This window comes from Vibrio renipiscarius, assembly GCF_000827885.1.
Lineage (GTDB): Bacteria > Pseudomonadota > Gammaproteobacteria > Enterobacterales > Vibrionaceae > Vibrio > Vibrio renipiscarius.
In genome coordinates, this window is record NZ_JTKH01000025.1 from 248,268 (window position 1) to 267,378 (window position 19,111).

The following is a 19,111-nucleotide window of genomic DNA, read 5'->3' on the forward strand; positions in this document are numbered from 1 at the left end:
ATGCTCTCATTGCTATTTCCGCGTTACACGGTGACGTTACTCACATTGATCGATGAGGTAGGGCAGACTGCGACACAAGCCCCGCAACCATTGCATTTTTCATGGTCTAGCGTAGGAAGCGCGACACGGCCTACGCCATAACTGAATTGAATTGCCATGGATTCGCACATATCATTACACGCGCGACATTCGACATTTTGCTTCGCTAAACATTGCTGATTAATGTCTGCTTTTGCTTGCCAAGGGGTGTCGGATTCCTCTTTAAAAAGAGATTCGGGGCATGCTTCAGCGCATTGGTAACAAAAAGTGCATTCATCAATCGCAAAATCCACGCGAGGAAATCCACCATCTCCTTTCACAATGATTTGTGTTTCGCATGCTTTTACGCACTCTCCGCACTGAGTACAAAGATCCGTAAATTGCTCAGGATTTAACAACCAAGGCAGTCTAACCGCTGCATCGGCTATCGGTTTGCGAGTGAAAAATTTGCGTCTTGAAAAATCTACCATTGCGTTACAATCCAATACAGTTGAATGCAAATGGCGCCTTGCCATTAATAATTAGTCATTTATCGATATATAAATTGTAGTTTTTGACACATTTGTATAAATACCTCTTAGGAGGTAATTAAGATGAGATATTGTTTTAGATCAATTAATTCAAGCGACATTGAGCACATATTGAACTAAATGCGATTTACACATTAAGAGTAGTCCAAATTTTGGCTCGAGTTTTGAGAGAGAACATTGTTTAAATTGGTTCAAAAATCCGTTACGGGAACCATCGCGAAGGCGATGACATTGATCGTGTTGTTGTCGGTCGGGACGATTGGCTACGCTTTTACATTGCTAGCGTCGAGCTTGAATGATGCCGAGGCGGTCAACGTCGCGGGATCGATGAGAATGCAAAGTTATCGCTTAGCGAGCGACATACAATCGCATTCCCATGACTTTTCATCTCACATCGTTCAGTTTGAGCGTTCAATCTATTCACCCTCGATGAAAGCACTGCAAAATTGGATGGTGCCGGAAGACATTATTCAAGACTACTACAAGATTATTCAACGATGGCATGAACTTAAGGCGGTGCTTGAAAGCGAACAACGAACCCAATACTTGATGTTGGTGCCGAGTTTTGTGAGTCAAATTGATGCGTTTGTCTTCAAGTTGCAGGGTTTTTCAGAACGCAAATTGATTGAATTGGCGTGGGTTGGTGCCATTGGAATGGGCGGCATTTTATTATTGAGTATCTTTGTCGTGGTATTTGTTCGGCGTGAGATTGTGAATCCTCTGCGGGCATTGGTTTCCGCGAGTGAACAAATTCAATCTCATTCATTCGACATTGATCTTAAGGTCGTGAGTAATAATGAAATCGGCATTCTGACGAACACATTTAACAAGACCGCTCGGGAGCTTGGCATGCTCTATCATGGATTAGAAAAGGCGGTGAACGAAAAAACGCACAAGCTGCAACATGCCAACAAATCGCTTGAGGTTCTGTATAAATCGTCAAGTGAGTTAACGGCCTCGCGTATTACGCCGGATAATTTTGGTGCGATTTTAGACTACATCAGAAGTATTGAGGGTATCGATGCGGTTCAGCTTGAGATTTTTACCGAAGATGAAAAGCCACTCATATTAACGAACGGGACGTATTGCGCGAGCGATAGTGCCTCAAAATCCCTGACATTGGATGGACAACACCTAGGGACCTTATATTGGAATTGGCGTTTGCCGTGTCCAGATCAGGCTCTTATTGATAATTTTGTTCGTATATTATCTCGTGCCATTTATTATAATCAGGCCCAGCGTCAGTCAGAGCAACTATTGTTGCTAGAAGAAAGGGCAACGATTGCTCGCGAACTGCATGATTCATTAGCGCAATCCCTCTCGTATTTAAAGATCCAAGTGTCACTCTTAAAGCGATTGATGAATAAATTGAACGACGAGAAATCGATCCTCAAAGTGAATGGGGTAATTGCCGATCTTGATGAGGCGCTAAGCGGTGCTTACACACAATTACGAGAATTACTCACCACGTTTCGATTGTCTATCCAAGAAGGTAACTTCGGCACAGCATTGACGGGGATGGTGGAACAATTAAAAGACCAAACGGACGCTCAGTTACGCTTGAATAATGAACTCTCCTCGACAGAGCTTGATGCGCATGAACAAGTACACTTACTTCAATTGATCAGGGAGGCGATCATGAATGCGATTAAGCATGCGAATGCCAGCCTCATTGAGATCGATTGTATAGAAGAGAATCGTTGGGTCGTTGTTCGTATCAAAGACAATGGCATTGGCATGCAAGACAATAGTGCTAAACTGAATCATTACGGATTAGCCATTATGCATGAACGAGCCAGTCGCTTAAACGCTCAGTTGACGATTAATACTGGGCATGAATTGGGTTGTGAAATTGAATTGAAATATCCAAGAATAAAGGATGAAAGTTTTGACAACATGTAAAGTAATGCTAGTTGACGATCATCCATTGATGCGTCGCGGATTAGGGCAGCTACTCAGTTTTGAAGATGAATTCGAAATTGTGGCGGAAGCGAGCTCTGGCACGGAAGCTGTCGCCAAAAATCACGAAGTAGAACCTGAATTGATCTTGCTTGATCTCAACATGAAAGGGATGTCTGGCCTAGATACACTAAAAGCACTACGAGCGGATAATTGTGAAGCGAACATCGTGATCCTTACGGTTTCTGATAGCGCGCTGGATATTGATGCACTTGTTAAAGCGGGTGCAGACGGATATCTCTTAAAAGATACTGAGCCTGATGAGCTGGTGGCACTGCTTAAAGTTACGTTACAGGGTGACAAAGTATACAGTCGAGAAGTCGCACGATATTTGGCTGAACGAAACAGCCACACTGACGTATTTGATGGACTGACCAGCCGCGAAACTCAAATTTTGCAACAAGTCGCGAAAGGGTTAAGGAATAAACAGATTGCGGATATCTTGTTTATTTCAGAGTCCACAGTCAAAGTGCATATGAAAAGTCTGCTTAAAAAATTGAGCGTGCCTTCGCGCACGGCGGCAACCATTTTATATTTAGAGCGTTTTGGTGAAATAAAATAGTGGCCATTCTGGGATGCGTTTTATGTGCGCCCAAAGTCGGTAAATGTTCATTTTGAAGCATATCGATGTGGTTAAACGAAACAAAAGGGGCGCTGAATAGCGCCCCTTTTTCATGTTGTGATACCGAGATTTAACCAAGGTAACCTAATAAGCCACCTAAGCCACCTAATCAAATCTCAGTGTGTATCGATTATGCGTATACAGGAACCAAAATCATCGTACCGATGATAACGGTAATTAGACCACAAAGTACTGGAACAGAAGTACGTTTAACCACTTCAAACGGGCTAATGTGTCCCATACCTGATGTGGCAACGATAACACCAGAAACCGGTGAAATGGTACGACCTAAGTTTGATGCTTGTAGCATAGGGATGATAAGGAACGCAGGGTTTAGGCCCATTTTCGCTGCAAGTGCAGGGGCGAGTTCTACGAATGCGTAGAAAGGTGCGTTACCAGAACCCGTAGCGATTGCGGCAGCAACGGTTAGACCTGTTAGGATCAGCATGAGTGCCACACCACCAGCGCCTGCGGTTTCTGCGATGTGCAATAGATTATCGATCGCACCAATAGACATCAGGCCTTGAGCAAATACGCCCGCTGCGACTAACAACATAACGACGCCTTTAAATGCGTCAGCCATACCTTCGTAACATGACTCAAGATCATCGAGTGTTGCTTTGCCATCGAAACGTTTAGTGATGTAGTCAATCACCGCACCAACAAAAATAGACAGAACGACGATGGTGTAGATATCGAGCGACAGACCTGGAATCGTGCGGCCGTTGAATAGGAAGACCCCGATAATTGGAAGGAAAGGCAAAACTGCGTAGTACGCTGGTGCTTTAACTTCGATTTCTGAAACATCGACACGCTCCATTGGCGTATTGTCTTTTTTGTCGAGATATTTATTCCAGAAGAAAGCAGCGGCTGCCATAACGACAATAGCACACATTGATACAGGCAGTACCGTTTGCACGGCAAACACGTCTAGTGTCATGCCCGATTTTTCAGCGGCGATCACCACGTCACCTGACGTTGGCGATAGAATAATAGCGGCTGGCGATGCACACACAGCGACAGCGGCAGGGCGAGAGATACCCATTGCGGTCATCATTGGGAACAGTGTCGCCATCAATAACACACCAAGGCCTGTTGCCGAGCTTACTGCAAGAGACATTAAACACGCTACGATGTAGGCGGCAACCAGCAGTACATAAGGGGATTTAATAACAGCAAGTGGTTTTGAAAACTGCTTAACAACCACATTGTTGGCACCGATGTGCGTCATGTAAGAGGCGAAACCACACAAGAGCATGATTTGCATGCCCAAACCACCACCGCGGTTTTGAAGCATAAACTTCACGTACTCAAGAGAGTCGGTAAACATATTGCCTGTTGATGCGATTTTGCTTGGCAAAACACTATGGCCAAGAATGCCCGTGATAAACAACAGCGCTAGGCCAGCAGTAAGAAGAACGCCAGCAGGTTTATATCCTTTTACGATAAAATAGCCCACGGCTACGGTAACAACTAATCCGATTAGTAGTTCCAGCATGTATAACCTCAGTAGATAAATAAAAATATGAAAATCTATTTCAAAGTGTGAACTTCAATCTACCGAAAAGTTTCTTACAGCACGAGCATAATTAAACCAAGATATGATCTAAAACAAAAAATTATTTTTGACCAAATTGATGGTTTAATATGCTGTTTAACTTGCAAAACTGACGTTATTTATGTTGTTTTTATGTGAAAGCAAAAAGAGCCATAAAGGCTCTTTTTGTAGTGTATTTGTGCGGTTTGTTGCGTATTTAAGCGCTGGTTGCCAATGAAATACAGTCTAATGATTCTGGCATGCCTAAAAAATAACCTTGATAGTAATCGATATCGAGTTCTCTCATTGCATCATATTGGCTCTGCGTTTCAATGCCTTCGATCACCACTTTTGCTTGCACGCGTCGGGCGAGTTTGATTCCACTGAGTAGAGGTTCGGTTTCTCCTTGCATAAATGCGAGCAGTAAAGAGCGGTCTATCTTAATAATGCTTGGTTTGATCAATTCGACCCGATGTCGGTTTGAGGCTTGCACACCAAAATCATCAATGGCGATATGAAAACCTTTATGGGCCAATCGTGCCATTGCCGCCTGTAGATGAAATTCATTACCCGATTCTAATTCGACGACTTCCATGACGACTTGGTCTTTATCAATGTTCAATGCGGTTAGCCGTTGGGAAAGAAGGTCAATGCGAATATCTTCTAAAGCGAAAAACTCACCTGCAGATGGCAAAACATTGAGGAATAACTTTAAGCTGCGGTATTTGGAATTTGAGAAATTGCGAATATGAATAGCGCGACTAAGACGCTCGACATTGATCTTGTCATTTAAAGGCACAGATTTGGCGTTGAAAAAAACATCTGGCCGCACAGGGAGTCGACTTTCATCAATACGCACCAGTGCCTCGACACCGATAACATGATTGAGCTTATTGAAAATAGGTTGATATACGCTACGAAGCGTTAGCGCTTTATAGACGGCAACAAACTGTCCTTCCTTATTTAAAGAGATGCATTCCTGCAACTGATTTTGACTAGACAGAATCATTAACGTGTCGACCTTAAATTGAGAAAGATATTCCGTACGCGATTAAGCTCAGTGATGACCATCATATTGACGCGGACAGATCATTTGTCAATCCAAAGGGAACACTAAACCAACCGCAATGTAATAAATGAGACAACACCGTTAAGCGTTGTATGTTTCATGCTCATTAGTAAACAGCGGGAATCAACCTTCAAGTTACTGATATTAAATGTAATAGGTGTGTTTTTGTAAATCCATCACGTTGTTTAATATTGGTTGGTTTTCTAGAAACATGTCTCATTCTTGTCACTTATCGTTCGTCGAAAAAGTCTTTATTGCGAATGTATTTCGTCATCAAATGATAGGAGAAAGGGCGAAGCGCCCAAGAGGTAATCGACCGTCCCAACCGGATTATGGTGGGGGTATTTTCGTAAATCCGCCCATTGTAGAGCCAAAGCTGCTTACCAACGTGTTGATAAAAATACGGAATGGGTGGAAGAAATGTCACAATGTCCAAGTCACAACAAATTCTGTAGGTTTTCCGGCTCAGTAAATAATGTCGCACGAATGGCGCGCCTCCCAGGGCTGGTTGCCCAAACGTCACGATTCTTTTCACGGTTTTCGGGTGCTGCCGTTCGAGCGAATCCCCTAAAATGCAGCCAATCGCGCCGCCGGATGAGTGGCCAGTGAATGTCACTCTTTTCCCTTGTTTAATCAAAGGTTCAATAATGGAGAAGAGCCGCTCGTAAACGGTGAGGTTTTTAGGGTCATGTTTATGAAATACTGCGCTGGGTTGATGAATGAGAGACAAGTAACCCGCATGGATAGGGTACGGCAGTAACAAGTGTGGGCAACGAGTTTGCCACAGCGCCAAATTTAAACACCAGTCCCATATGTTGTGTGAACCTTTGATAACGACAATCACTTCATCGCTTTGTTTACTCCACAACACTCGCATCATGGGTTTACCGAAACGGTTGGCAATGACACGTTGACCTTTAGGCGCAAATCCGTATCGCGTCTGTTTTAATACGCGGCTGTAGGCGAGATTACAAAGTACCGCATAACGTTCATATTGATATCGTTTTAGTTTTTTCAAACGCTGTGATTATTGGTGGCTGTAACTCACATTATAAATCGCTAGGATGAAAAAAACATGACAACGCAATAATGGCCATTCAATCAGGTCAATTAGCTCAGTTGGACGACCGAATAGAGCTGCACGTATTTACGAACAAATTGCTGGTCAGCCGTTCGCTTCAATGGGTGGGTTAATTTGACGTAATAAGGACGGATATTAAAGTAATCATCCAACGTAAGCGCAAGCTGTGATTCGCTCGGATAAAGGCTGACACCTTGAGAGCGGTAGTCCTCAATGTCATCAGGAATGTGCCCAGTCCACCAATGGATCAATTCTCGACTCTGTTGACTGCGGGTGATCCAATGATCCGTTAGCAGTAATAGAAGATCGTTTGGCTGAATCGCATAGTCGTATTCGTTTTGCCATTGTTGAATGGTCTTAAAGAGTTTACGACGGCATGAGTTGCCTGCACTGATCAAATGAGAAGTCAGTATCCAAACAGTCCCCGCATCGGAGGATACACGGAAGTGACTCGGGTGATCTTGTGATGACGTTAATTCGATAGATGAATGTTGGCTGTGATGGCCAAACTCTGTCAGCGTCCGGACAAGGCGACGAGAAAACGCCAAGCCGAGATGATGCTCGCTCATACCTCGATTGTGAATCGTAGGGTAATGCTGCTCACACAACGTCATGCAATCTGTTTGAAACTCATTAACGCTTTGAATGAGCACATCCAATAACAAAGCGGTTCTCCTTCATTAACCTCAAATTTGCAGCGCTAGGTTACCATGCAGCTAGGTTTTTTCGTTACACTAATTACGACTTAAGCTACGGATAACAGGCGATTTATGTCTAAGATTGAATTTACATCACAACAAAAAAAGAAGATGGCCGGATTACTTCAAGACTATCTGTCCGATGAAGTCGATATGGAAATTGGCCAGTTTGATGCGGAGTTTTTAGCGGACTTTATCATCCAAAAATTTGGCCCGGCCTTTTATAACCAAGGTGTGCTGGACGCCCAAACGATCTTGCAACGAAAACTACTCGATATCGCGGATGAGCTCTATGAGATAGAGCAAGCGGATGAACTGCAGTAATCGCGCCGAAAAGAAAATTTCTGATAAGTGTCACGACCCATTCAAATTTATTGAAGAAGATGAACAATTTGCATTAATGTTAAATAATGCAATCTTAATGGATAATTTATTTAACAAACCGACACTGCACGAGACAAAGTCTGCTTGTCGTGTGAGATGAAACAACACATATCGATGTCGATAGATAGGAAATCACAATGGGTCGAAAGGTCACAGGTCGAGAGGTCAAAAATTATAATGTAATAGCGAGAGGCCTTCATTGGGGATCGGCAATCATCATTATTGGAATGTTTGCCGCAGGTTTATGGATGGTCGATCTCTCTTACTACAGTGAGTGGTATCGCACCGCGCCTCATTGGCATAAGTCGGTAGGATTATTGTTAGGACTGGTTACGCTATTTCGCATTGTTTGGAAGCTAGTGACAGTGTCACCAGTTTTGGATGGCAAAGCGCTGGAAAAGCAAGCTGCGGCATTGGCGCATGGCGTCATGTACCTTCTACTGCTGATATTGTTCATTTCGGGCTATTTGATCTCCACCGCCGATGGCCGAGCGATTGACGTTTTTGATTGGTTCGCTGTGCCAGGGGCGGGCGCACTGTTTGATGGACAAGCGGATTTAGCGGGTGAAGTGCATTTTTATACGGCATGGACGCTTATCGTTCTGGCCGGGATTCATGCACTGGCCGCACTGAAACACCACCTTATTGATAAAGACAATACGCTACGCAAAATGATAGGAGCTTCAAAATGAAAAAGACGTTATTAGCAACGGGACTAGCAGTGGCAATGGTTATGCCATTTAGCGCGAGCGCAGCGGACTATGTGATTGATACCAAGGGGGCACACGCTTCCATCAATTTCAAAGTGAGTCATCTAGGATACAGTTACATTCAAGGTCGATTTAATACTTTCGATGGTACTTTTTCTTATGACCCACAAGACATCGAAGCGTCAAGCATTGTGGTGAATGTTGATACGCGCAGTTTGGACTCCAATCACGCCGAACGTGATAAGCACATACGTAGCGCCGATTTTATTGATGTGAGCAAATTTGCAACCGCGACATTTACCAGTACTGATGTTGCAGATAACGGTGACGGTACGTTTGACTTAACGGGGAATTTAAACCTGCATGGTGTGACGAAACCGATCACGATTATTGCAAATGTGATTGGTCAAGGCCAAGACCCATGGGGTGGGGAACGCGCAGGCTTCTACGGTAAAACACGTCTAGAACTGGCTGACTTTGATATCCCAGTCATGGGCGCATCAAGCTATGTTGATATGGAACTGCATGTGGAAGGTGTTAAGCAATAGCCACCGCTTCATATACCTAGCTCCCATTACAGGTAGCCTAATTACTGGCCACCTCACGACATAAAATATTGATGTTCATAAATGCATCGTTCAAAAGAAAAGCGCCTTAATAAAGGCGCTTTTTAATGTGAATTAGAGAGTATCAGTTAAGGTGATAACGGAATTAAGCCGTCTGTTTTTGATCTTCAACCACTTCTGTTGGTTTACCGTAGATAGAGCGCATTGCTTCTAGTACTTCTAAACGACCAACCACACCCACCATTTGACCATTTTCAAGTACTGGCAATACATGTGGCTTGCTCACTTTGATGCTCTTTGCACGTTCTTCTAGTGATAGTGTGCTAAAGCGTGTCGCCATACCCATGCTGGTTGTTGGGAACAGCTGTTCTTTATCGATGCATAGGAACTCTGCAACATCGACAAGTTTGTCGTTTACATCAATCGCGATAACATCACGAGCCATTAAGTCGACCACTTTTTGACCTTGAGTTGGGATGTAATCTTGGCACCAAAGTTCAACCATAATATCGTGAGCAGAGAAGAAACCTACCAAACGACCTTCAATATCCGTCACTGGAGCACTGACTGCATGGTTTGATAGCAGGTGGTCAATCGCTTTTGGCGTAGTCATTTCAGCGCTTAGAGTGATTGGTTGAGTGTTCATGATGTCTTTGACGATAATGTTGTTGTTCATAGTATTTTCCTTAACTGATGTAATTTCTGTAGTGGTGGTAATGGTTGCGATACTGGCTGCTTTTAACTGAGGACGGCGGTAGATGCACCAGTTCGCAAGTCCAACAAGGACAGCACCACCCACAATATTTCCAAGGGTTACAGGGATTAAGTTTGCGGTAACAAATTGCATGACATTTAAATCAGCGTATTGCGCCGCGGTTGTGCCCGTCATTTGCCAAAACGATTCAGGTGCAAAGTTTTGAATAACAATGCCAAGTGGCACCATAAACATATTGGCAACACAGTGCTCAAAGCCGCTTGAGACAAACATCGCAACAGGCATGATGGTCATTGCTGCTTTGGTCATGGCATTCGCACTGCTGAACGTTAACCAAATCGCTAGACAAACAAGGAGGTTACAAAGAATACCCAACGCAAAGGCTTGAACCATTGTGTGATGCAACTTGTGTTGAGCAATATTCAGTGCGTTAAGACCCCATTGACCACCATCCATTTGGTATAAACCGGCAGCTGACACAATAACCAGTAGAAGCATTGCGCCAATGAAGTTGCCAAAATACACTTTTGCCCATGTAGACAGCATTTTGCCTAAACTGATTTGTTTATTTGCCCAAGCAATACTGGTTAACACTGAACTGGTAAATAACTCACCGCCGCAAATGACAATTAAGATCAACCCCATACTGAAGGCAAGGCCGCCAGCAAATCGACTTAAACCCCATCCGGCATCAGCACTACCAGTGGTAACAGTGATATAAAAAAGAAAAGCTAATCCGATAAATGCACCAGCCATAACGGCAAGGCTTAATGTCATACTGCTACTTTTCTTTGCTTTGCTTAACGCAAACTTTTCAGCCTCAGCCATCATCTCCATGGGAGAGAAGTATTGATTGTTGGCTTGACTAGATGACATAGACACTCCTAAACATGGTTTCCATAAATAACCTCCTTATGTCTTATATAAAGTAAAGGGGACAAAGGGCTTTCGCCTCGTTGCCAATTCAGATTAGGGTGTTTAGTCGTACAGGTAAAATTGATAATGTTGAGTAACTTCATCAAATAATTTGATATGTTTTTAATAGTCGTTAGAATGGCGATATGTGCTCATGAGTGCACACAAGAACGAAGCAAAATCAAATAATTAACGTATTAACAAAAAGGAGAGTTATGCGTTATTCACTAAAGCAACTCGCAGTATTTGATGCCGTCGCTGATTCCGGCAGCGTGAGTATGGCAGCAGACAAATTAGCGCTGACACAATCGGCGACCAGTATGTCACTTGCGCAGCTTGAGAAAATGCTCGGCAGGCCTTTGTTTGAAAGGCAAGGCAAGCAAATGGCATTAACGCATTGGGGCATTTGGTTACGCCCGAAAGCCAAGCGGTTATTGCAAGATGCTCAACAAATTGAAATGGGGTTCATTGAACAACATTTATTGAGTGGTGAGCTTCGCGTTGGTGCCAGTCAAACGCCAGCAGAGCACCTAGTCCCAGACCTTATCAGCAATATTGATAATGACTTTCCAGAGATGCGAATTTCGTTGAAAGTACGAAGTACGGACAGCATTCTTGAGGGGTTGCTCGATTACAAATACGACATTGGTATTATTGAAGGTCGCTGTGATGATAATCGCCTGCAGCAAGAAGTATGGTGTCGAGACCACCTAACGGTTGTTGCGGCAAGCCATCACCCCTTTGCCAAAGCGGATAAGGTAAGCCTTGCTCAATTAGAACAAGCGAAGTGGGTACTGCGTGAACCCGGCTCAGGCACTCGCATGATTTTTGATAGCTCTATTCACCATTTAATTGAAGATCTTGATGTATGGCGTGAGTATGAGCACGTTCCTGTACTGCGCAGCATGGTGTCTAATGGGTTGTATTTGACTTGTCTGCCTTATTTAGATGTTGAGCGATACATTGAGTCAGGCCAGTTGGTCGCTCTAAACGTACCAGAGCTGAGCATGGAAAGAACACTATCGTTCGTTTGGCGCTCTGATATGGTTGAAAATCCTTTAGTGGAATGTTTGAAGCGTGAAGGTTCAAGGATGATGAAAGGTAAGCCGTCCGTATTTTAGACCTCATCTTATCGGCGACCTAAATCAAGAGAATGAACGAGAAGCGTTATTCTCGAGAATCAATAAGCCCAAGCCAATTGCTTGGGTTTTTTATGCCTATCACATCATAACGGAATATGTTGAAATATCGATTGCGTCACTAATTAATGTAATATTCGTGTAAAACATTGCCCCTACAGTGATTGACGTCACGTTTATGGCGGTTCTATACCACTAATATGTCCGTTACGTTCTTTAGTGGTGAGTTTTCTATGAGTGCTTTAGTGGCGATATCGATAACAACGGCGATTCTTTCGGGTATTTGGGGATGGGTCGCGGTGAGCTTTGGCTTACTCGCTTGGGCTGGCTTTCTGGGCTGCACAAGCTTCTTTGCCGCACCTCAAGAAGGCGTTAAAGGATTATTGATAAGCCTTATCACAAATTTAAGTGGTGTCTTTTGGGCGATGGTCATCCTAACGTTATCCGATTACATTTCGCTTGAAATCATCGGCTATGTTTTGACGGGTGTCGTCACACTCTTTATGTGCTTACAGGCTAAACAAACATGGCTTGCGTACATTCCAGGCACATTTATTGGCTCATGCGCGACTTTTGCCTCCAATGGTGACTGGCAATTGGTTATCCCTTCTCTGATGCTTGGTGGCTTGTTTGGGTTTTGTATGAAGTGGAGCGGACTCTGGTTAAAAGAACGATGTGAGCCGAAAGCATCTGAACCTACAGCGCCTGAACTTAGCCGATTAGAAGAAAGCCAACTCGATACTGGCAAGACACGATAACGTACTGTCGCTATAACTATTGTCGATATATAAAGTGCTGTAGAGACATGGCGCGTGATTTAGAGTGATGAAGGGCATCAATAATATTGAATTCCTTCATCTATTTCTCTCGGTCAATGCGCAAGAGGGCAAAAGCGGTTTTGTTTAGCGCTAATGATTCGTGCGCTATTGAAAGAAGCAGCATGCCTGACAAGGTATTTTCCTGTCGAGTATGCTTTCCTATGGCGAGTACCTATTAGGTATTGCCGTTTGCCATCGTTACAACCCGTTTTATTGTCCAGCGTATCAACAACGGAATGCATTCTGTGCCTTTGTCCTCACAATGCGACACAATCGCTAATGCTAAATCGGGCTTTGCAAATTTCTTTAGCACCTTGGTGACGACTTTCTTGGCCGGAATTGGGTGATCGAGTGGAATTTTGACCATGTCACGAAAAAACGGCTCAAATCCATTCTTATATAGGTAGAGCTCGATATCTTGGTCAGGTAATTCCGTCAGGCGGTGACGTTCTTGATCTTTTTCTAAACGAGCACGCACCGTTGCTGCATATTTTTTGCCTGCAGGATCTCCGTCTGTCACCACATGCCAATCAATCCCAAACGCTTTAGCAACTTTGATTAATGACTTCAATCCAGATTGCGCAAACTCAATAATTTGCACTCCTTCGGCCGCAAGGTTATATCCGCATTGATTTGCCAACTCGTTAAACAACCAGACTTCGGTTTCCCCTTCGACTAGCAGCCAGCAGCGGGCAAACAGCGCACCAGAGCGATGAAAACGAATATGGAAACCAATACGCCTCAATTCATCTCGGCTTAACCCTTGCAGCGCAAGGCTCGTACAGACCGTTTTGTCTGAATGGCGCACTAAGCGACGAATACTGTGTATGGGCACTCTTGCCAATAAGTCTCCGCTGTTGGTGGTCAGAATTTTTTGCATCGGCAGCAGTTGCAGTAAACCCCAAGCGCGAGCAAGGTGAGTAGGGTGCAAGCGTCCTTCAGGATCTTCGATGATCAACAAGGGCCTAGCACAGCGGCGTAATTTTGTGGGGCCCTTGGCTTGTAAATAAGCATTGAGTAAGCCTAAAAATAACAACCGTGTTTGTTTATCGCTGGTTTGATCGACCACTTCCGATAAAGTTAATCCATTGGACTGGCCAGAGTAGAAAATGCCATCTCGTTGTCGGCGTAGGCTATTTCTCGAATTGGATTTGAATGAAAAGTAATGTTCAACCAACACGCCCATCGAGTTAAGACTGCTGCGCATTTCGCCTTTATTAACATGTCCAGGAATGGCCATTAATCGGCGACACGTATTATTGATGCGTTTTTCTACCCGTTCATTCATATCACCATTGGCTTGAATGGGACGCTCAAATCGACGCGAATCTTTTAAGCGAATGACAGGGTGTAACGACATCAGTTCTTGAGCGAGCTTGACCTGATGGTGTAGAGAGAGAGGATTACCTTCGTTATCGAGGAAATCGTATTTCGTTTCGATGTCGTACTGGGTACGACTGGCGCTTAACCGATAATAGATGCGTTGGGTATCAGTATCATCACTGACCCATATCGGTTTTATTTTTCGATAACGACCGGATCTTACTTCATGTTTGTCGTTAGAGACGAGACTCAGTATGATCTGTAAATCTTGAGTTTGTGGATGCGAGACTGAATAATCGACATGAAAATCAGACAGTTCAAATTGATAAGGGACACCTTCTGCGGGTAACGCCACGGAAAGTGCATCAAGTAACGATGATTTACCCCAAGTGTTTTCACCGATCAAGGTGGTTAACTGGTCGAAGGAAAGAGAAAGCCGTTTAATGCCACGAAAGCCAGCGATTTCAATACGCTCTAAATGCATATTCTCACCTCATTGAAATGATTTACTATCGTCTAATAAGCATAAAAGAAAAAATCAATATAAGCATGAGGTTAGCTCACATAAGCTAATTAATCGCGAAAAGTAATGAATCTGTCATAAAGAATGGGTTAGCATGGCGATGACTAATGAGAAGAACTATGATGATGAAAAAAAATAAAGCCATCAGACTAAGAGTGGCTCATATCAACGATACACATTCCTATTTTGATCCGACCTCTCTTCAGCTTGAACTTACGATAGGCCAGCAACAATACGCGCCGTTTGTCAGCGCTGGTGGAATTGCTCGCATCAAAACACGCGCAGAACAACTCAAACAGCAAGCCTTGCAAGATAAGCGTGGATTTGTCTTCCTGCATGCAGGAGATTGCTTTCAAGGCACGCTTTATTTCTCTTTATTTAAAGGGGAAGCGAACGCCGTCATGCTAAATCAACTTGGCCTTGATGCGATGGCTGTTGGTAATCATGAACTGGATATGGGCAACTTACCGGTCGCTGAATTCGCTGAGCGAATTGATTTTCCATTATTGGCCGGTAATTGGGATCTTTCACACGAGCGTCAAGATAAACCCAAAACGCTCCGCCATAATCCAGGCGTCTATTCTTATAAACCTCAAAGTAAGTCCGCTCAGTGGTTGATCACGCATGTCGATCAAGAATCGGTGGCCATTTTCTCCCTCGCGTTAGATAAAATGGGCGAAATTTCCAATCCTGATCTCGATACGCCCTTTGTGAGTTGTATTGAAACGGCGAGGCACACGGTGTCGGAGATCCGCAAAGCGGGCATCAATAAAATCATTCTATTAAGCCACATGGGTTATGAGGCGGATTTGGATCTCGCTCACCACGTCGACGGTATATCCTTAATCGTTGGTGGCCATAGTCATGTATTGCAGGGCGATTTTAGCCTGTTGGGCCTTGGCCAAAAAGACGATTACGGCGTTAAAGTCAATCATACTTACGTTGTGCAAGCTGGGTTTCACGCCTTGTCGTTAGGTCATTGCGACATTGATTTTGATGCAGATGGCCATGTCAGTGCGTTTAATGGCAAAAATGAATTACTGCTGGGTCGCCGACTGTTCATGGATACGTCGATGAGCCAATCATGGCATGAAGATGAATATCAAGTGGTTCGCCAATACGTTCATAGCCATCCACATGTGGCCGTATGCAAAAAAGACCCGTCAACGCAGCAATTACTTGCGATGCGTTATCAGGCGCAAGTTCGTGAACAGCAGAAAACCATACTGGCCACGGCGGAATGCAAGCTACGCCATGTTCGTATTCCGGATGAACTAGGGGGAAGCGATTTAGCGCCCTTGGTTGCCAACTCATTTATTTATACGCTGCAGAAAAACGGTATTGCGACTGATTTTGCGATTCATAATGCTGGTGGCGTGAGAAACTCGATGGCGATTGGACCGGTATCGGTCGCCGATATTGCCGGAAAAATTTTGCCGTTTACCGTTCCTATTGGTGTCTATGAGATACAAGGTAAATACATTTCACAAACATTAGAAGGCGCCATCAATAACGCGTTTAATAATGGCGTTGAAGGGACAGGGACGGGCTCTTATCCGTATTGCTCAAATTTGAGCTTTGACTACGATGCAGAGGCCGAGATGGGCCAGCGTATACGCAATCTCGCTATTTATTCGCCACTGAAGGGGTGGCAGCCTGTACAAGATGATCAGTATTACAAAGGCACCTCATCGGCGTATACGATGAAGGGCAAAGAGGGCTATGAAGCCATTCTCGAAATGAAAGGAGAAGGGCAAGTCACGCAATTCTCTATGTCCGATTGTTTTGTTTGCTATTTACAAGATAAACCCGAGGTACTTTCCAACGTGAAAAGTCGCCAAATGCACATCTGATTAAAATGTAAACAGTTGGCATGCAGCTTGCTTTGTTATTCCCGGTTCATTTGATTGCATCATTGAAAAGGGAGTAGTGTTGTTATGTGGTACCGCGACTGGGTTGACGTCGCCGTCGTCATAAGCTGGATTTTGGTATGGGCAGCGATGGTGTACTTTGTTCCCCACGGGGGCATGTAAAAAGAAGGAGCATTTATTTGCTCCTTTTTGATTTTCTAGTAGACGGAAAGTGAATTCAGGCATACAATCCGCGGCGTTTGGGGAGTAGTCGCCTCTGGTTTACTTATCGTCATCTCGTTAGGCAATGCCTTTCCGGTAAGTATAAGCGTTATGCGCTTCGACGAGACCAACGTATTCAAATCCTTATGCCTTTTGTTAGGTATGAGGCTGTTTGTTTGCGGTAGGGATCGTTAGCATACGCGCACCGATCCCTCCGTTTTTTGGAGGATAAAATGACCCCATCTACCTATCTAGGCCTTGGTCTACTAACGCTCGCTCTCGTAGCACTCGATATTTGGCAAACCCGTGGTGGCAACATCACTATCAAAAAAGCCGCTATTTGGAGTGTTTTCTGGTTTGTACTCGCTTTTCTTTTCGCTGGTTCTATCTATTTCTTTTGGGATTTTTATGCGCCAGGCAGCGACTATACAGCAGAAAAAGCAACGGTTTCATTCCTAACCGGTTACTTGCTTGAAAAATCACTCAGTGTCGATAACTTGTTTGTCTTCGCGATTATCTTCTCTCAGTATTCTGTTCCCGAGCACCTACGCCCACGTGCGTTGCTTTGGGGTGTGATTGGCGCACTTGTACTCCGTGCGATCATGATCGCGGTTGGCGCTCAGTTGCTTGCTCAATACCACTGGATTCTATACATCTTTGCGGCATTCCTGATTTGGACTGGTATCCAATTAGCACGCGATAAAGGTGAAGAGGAAGAAGTGAACCCGCTGCCAGAGAAAATCATTCGTAAATTTGCGACTGTCACTGATGGTTACCGTGAAAACGCATTAACCGTGATTGAAAATGGCAAACGTTGCGTTACGCCAATGATGATCGTTATCGGTGTTATTGCATTTATGGATGTGATGTTTGCCCTAGATTCTATCCCTGCAATCTTCGCGGTAACGCGTGAACCGTTCTTAGTATTAGCTGCGAACGTGTTTGCTTTGCTTGGTTTACGTTCATTGTACTTTGTGTTGCAAGGAATGATGGATAAGTTTATTTACCTAAAACCAGCGCTGTCGTTCATCATGGTTTTCATCGGTATTAAAATGTTACTGGTTGGTACCGCTTGGGCTATTCCGACACCGGTATCGTTGCTTGTTCTGCTGATTACCATGACAGTTGCTGTCGTTGCTTCCATTCTTAAGCAACGCAGCTTGGCGCAGCAAGCATAATAATTAGCGCTATTTCAACTAATTGAAATGCGAGTTACGCCTCATTCAGAGAAAGCAATTATGTATATTAATTGTTAATCTCGAGTGGGGCGTTTTTTGTTATTTGCATATAAAACGAGCGATGTTGATTTTTTATTCAACTAAACTTGAGTTAATTGAATAATTGCCCGAACGGCATGTTGCCAATCTGTAGCATAAGATTATCTAATCTGAATTTCGAAATTTTGTCATTTTAACTCGCGACGAAATGAACGCTAAAATATCCCCAAGCTGAGTTATCTAATTTCAAGAAGAGGCACATATGGCACAAGTTTTAGACGCTATTACCATGGTTGATACCACCCCTTCTAAGGACAGAAAAACCTACTCGGTTAATATCAAAGGATTGTTGGTTCATTTGCTCGACATTCTGTTTACTGAGCGTCATTCTCCTCGTACATACAACGCGAGTGATCTGTCTGGCCACATGCAGAAAGACATCGGTTTATACCGATAAGATAAATAGACAAATTCAAGACGTCAGTGGAAACACTGGCGTTTTTTGCGTTTAGCGCAGTAATACCAATCGACATACGTCTCTGAGTATTTTGGCGGATGAAAAAGTAGCAGATAAAAATAAAGCACCTTACGGTGCTTTATTTTTATAATCGAAGAGATTATTTCTTACGGCAGTACTCAGCGATAACATACATTGATTGGCCGCCATTCACTTTACCAGAGATAAGTTTTGGATCGTCAGTCAGTGCAATACCACGGATAACAGTACCTTGTTTGATAACTTGCGTACTGCCTTTGATTGGAAGATCTTTAATAACTGTTACGTCGTCACCTTTTTTCAGTTCCGCGCCGTTCACATCGAAAGGTTTGTCATCAGCAGACATGCCTTTCATTGCCCAGTTTTTGGTTTCTTCTTCCATGTACATCATATCTAGCGCATCTTGAGCCCAGCTTTCTGAGTTCAGACGAGTTAGTTGGCGCCATGCTGTTACTTGAACTGGAACAACTTGGCTCCACATGCTGTCGCTTAGACAACGCCAGTGATTAATGTCTTTAGGTTCTTCAATTTCACCCAGACATTTGTCACATACCATGATGCCGTGATCCACTGTTACGTGACCGTGCGGTGGTACCGCGTACGCAGTTAAAGGCGCTTCTGCTGCACATAGTTCACACTTAGATTCGCAACGTTGTAGCATTGTAGCTTCAATAGACATAATGGACTCACATATAGTC

Annotated in this window: 18 protein-coding genes; 10 read left to right on the top strand and 8 right to left on the bottom strand. The window is 43.9% G+C overall.

The genetic code is table 11. The annotated features are described in order from the left end of the window. Positions 1–23: 23 nt before the first annotated feature. Positions 24–509 (bottom strand): ferredoxin-type protein NapF, encoded by a 486-nt coding sequence (gene napF / locus OJ16_RS19295; RefSeq protein WP_040993098.1) that lies wholly within the window; start codon positions 507–509, stop codon positions 24–26. A 237-nt stretch (positions 510–746) separates the two neighbouring features. Between napF and narQ the strand changes: the two genes are divergently transcribed. After that, a complete protein-coding gene (gene narQ / locus OJ16_RS19300) occupies positions 747–2,471 on the top strand; it encodes a nitrate/nitrite two-component system sensor histidine kinase NarQ (RefSeq protein ID WP_040993100.1) in 1,725 nt (574 codons plus the stop codon). After that, on the top strand, positions 2,458–3,090 hold the full coding sequence (locus OJ16_RS19305) for a response regulator (protein ID WP_173425016.1): 633 nt from the start codon (positions 2,458–2,460) through the stop codon (positions 3,088–3,090). The genes narQ and OJ16_RS19305 overlap by 14 nt, the downstream gene beginning before the upstream one ends. 190 nt (positions 3,091–3,280) lie before the next feature. Here the strand turns inward: OJ16_RS19305 and dcuC are convergent, their stop codons facing one another. The 4 genes from dcuC to OJ16_RS19325 all read right to left on the bottom strand — a co-directional run bounded on the left by dcuC (position 3,281) and on the right by OJ16_RS19325 (position 7,502). Next, on the bottom strand, positions 3,281–4,648 hold the full coding sequence (gene dcuC, locus OJ16_RS19310; RefSeq protein WP_040993104.1) for an anaerobic C4-dicarboxylate transporter DcuC: 1,368 nt from the start codon (positions 4,646–4,648) through the stop codon (positions 3,281–3,283). Between the two features lie 256 nt (positions 4,649–4,904). Continuing rightward, on the bottom strand, positions 4,905–5,696 hold the full coding sequence (locus OJ16_RS19315; RefSeq protein WP_040993106.1) for an EAL domain-containing protein: 792 nt from the start codon (positions 5,694–5,696) through the stop codon (positions 4,905–4,907). A 289-nt stretch (positions 5,697–5,985) separates the two neighbouring features. Next, positions 5,986–6,774, bottom strand: coding sequence for a lipase family protein (locus OJ16_RS19320; RefSeq protein WP_040993108.1), 789 nt, complete (start codon positions 6,772–6,774; stop codon positions 5,986–5,988). Between the two features lie 92 nt (positions 6,775–6,866). Next, positions 6,867–7,502, bottom strand: a complete 636-nt coding sequence (locus OJ16_RS19325) for a hypothetical protein (protein WP_040993110.1) — start codon at positions 7,500–7,502, stop codon at positions 6,867–6,869. Between the two features lie 105 nt (positions 7,503–7,607). Here OJ16_RS19325 and OJ16_RS19330 point away from each other — a divergent pair, with 105 nt between their 5' ends. From OJ16_RS19330 to OJ16_RS19340, 3 genes are all read left to right on the top strand, one after another. Then, positions 7,608–7,859, top strand: a complete 252-nt coding sequence (locus tag OJ16_RS19330) for a DUF2164 domain-containing protein (protein WP_040993112.1) — start codon at positions 7,608–7,610, stop codon at positions 7,857–7,859. A gap of 197 nt (positions 7,860–8,056) precedes the next feature. Next, a complete protein-coding gene (locus OJ16_RS19335) occupies positions 8,057–8,611 on the top strand; it encodes a cytochrome b (RefSeq protein WP_040993114.1) in 555 nt (184 codons plus the stop codon). After that, positions 8,608–9,177 (top strand): YceI family protein, encoded by a 570-nt coding sequence (locus OJ16_RS19340; RefSeq protein ID WP_040993115.1) that lies wholly within the window; start codon positions 8,608–8,610, stop codon positions 9,175–9,177. Before OJ16_RS19335 ends, OJ16_RS19340 begins: the two co-directional genes overlap by 4 nt. Positions 9,178–9,340: 163 nt before the next feature. Here the strand turns inward: OJ16_RS19340 and focA are convergent, their stop codons facing one another. Continuing rightward, complete coding sequence (focA, locus tag OJ16_RS19345) at positions 9,341–10,786, bottom strand: formate transporter FocA (RefSeq protein ID WP_040993117.1); 1,446 nt, start codon at positions 10,784–10,786, stop codon at positions 9,341–9,343. Positions 10,787–11,040: 254 nt separating this feature from the next. On the opposite strand from focA, the gene OJ16_RS19350 reads away from it, so the two are divergent. Both OJ16_RS19350 and OJ16_RS19355 read left to right on the top strand, forming a co-directional pair. Continuing rightward, positions 11,041–11,946 carry a LysR substrate-binding domain-containing protein gene (locus tag OJ16_RS19350; RefSeq protein WP_040993119.1) on the top strand — a complete coding sequence of 302 codons (906 nt, stop codon included), beginning with the start codon at positions 11,041–11,043 and terminating at the stop codon, positions 11,944–11,946. A 251-nt stretch (positions 11,947–12,197) separates the two neighbouring features. Beyond that, positions 12,198–12,722, top strand: a complete 525-nt coding sequence (locus OJ16_RS19355; protein ID WP_040993205.1) for a DUF1097 domain-containing protein — start codon at positions 12,198–12,200, stop codon at positions 12,720–12,722. Between the two features lie 235 nt (positions 12,723–12,957). On the opposite strand, the gene OJ16_RS19360 is transcribed toward OJ16_RS19355, so the two are convergent. After that, positions 12,958–14,589 carry an ATP-dependent endonuclease gene (locus tag OJ16_RS19360; protein WP_040993121.1) on the bottom strand — a complete coding sequence of 544 codons (1,632 nt, stop codon included), beginning with the start codon at positions 14,587–14,589 and terminating at the stop codon, positions 12,958–12,960. 158 nt (positions 14,590–14,747) lie between these two features. Between OJ16_RS19360 and OJ16_RS19365 the strand changes: the two genes are divergently transcribed. The 3 genes from OJ16_RS19365 to OJ16_RS19375 all read left to right on the top strand — a co-directional run bounded on the left by OJ16_RS19365 (position 14,748) and on the right by OJ16_RS19375 (position 18,374). Beyond that, complete coding sequence (locus OJ16_RS19365; RefSeq protein ID WP_040993123.1) at positions 14,748–16,481, top strand: bifunctional metallophosphatase/5'-nucleotidase; 1,734 nt, start codon at positions 14,748–14,750, stop codon at positions 16,479–16,481. A gap of 452 nt (positions 16,482–16,933) precedes the next feature. Next, on the top strand, positions 16,934–17,878 hold the full coding sequence (locus tag OJ16_RS19370) for a TerC/Alx family metal homeostasis membrane protein (RefSeq protein WP_040993125.1): 945 nt from the start codon (positions 16,934–16,936) through the stop codon (positions 17,876–17,878). Positions 17,879–18,179: 301 nt separating this feature from the next. Further along, positions 18,180–18,374 carry a hypothetical protein gene (locus OJ16_RS19375; protein ID WP_040993126.1) on the top strand — a complete coding sequence of 65 codons (195 nt, stop codon included), beginning with the start codon at positions 18,180–18,182 and terminating at the stop codon, positions 18,372–18,374. A 160-nt stretch (positions 18,375–18,534) separates the two neighbouring features. Here OJ16_RS19375 and OJ16_RS19380 read toward each other — a convergent pair whose 3' ends face one another. Then, positions 18,535–19,092 carry a PhnA domain-containing protein gene (locus tag OJ16_RS19380; protein WP_040993128.1) on the bottom strand — a complete coding sequence of 186 codons (558 nt, stop codon included), beginning with the start codon at positions 19,090–19,092 and terminating at the stop codon, positions 18,535–18,537. Between the last annotated feature and the right edge of the window lie 19 nt (positions 19,093–19,111).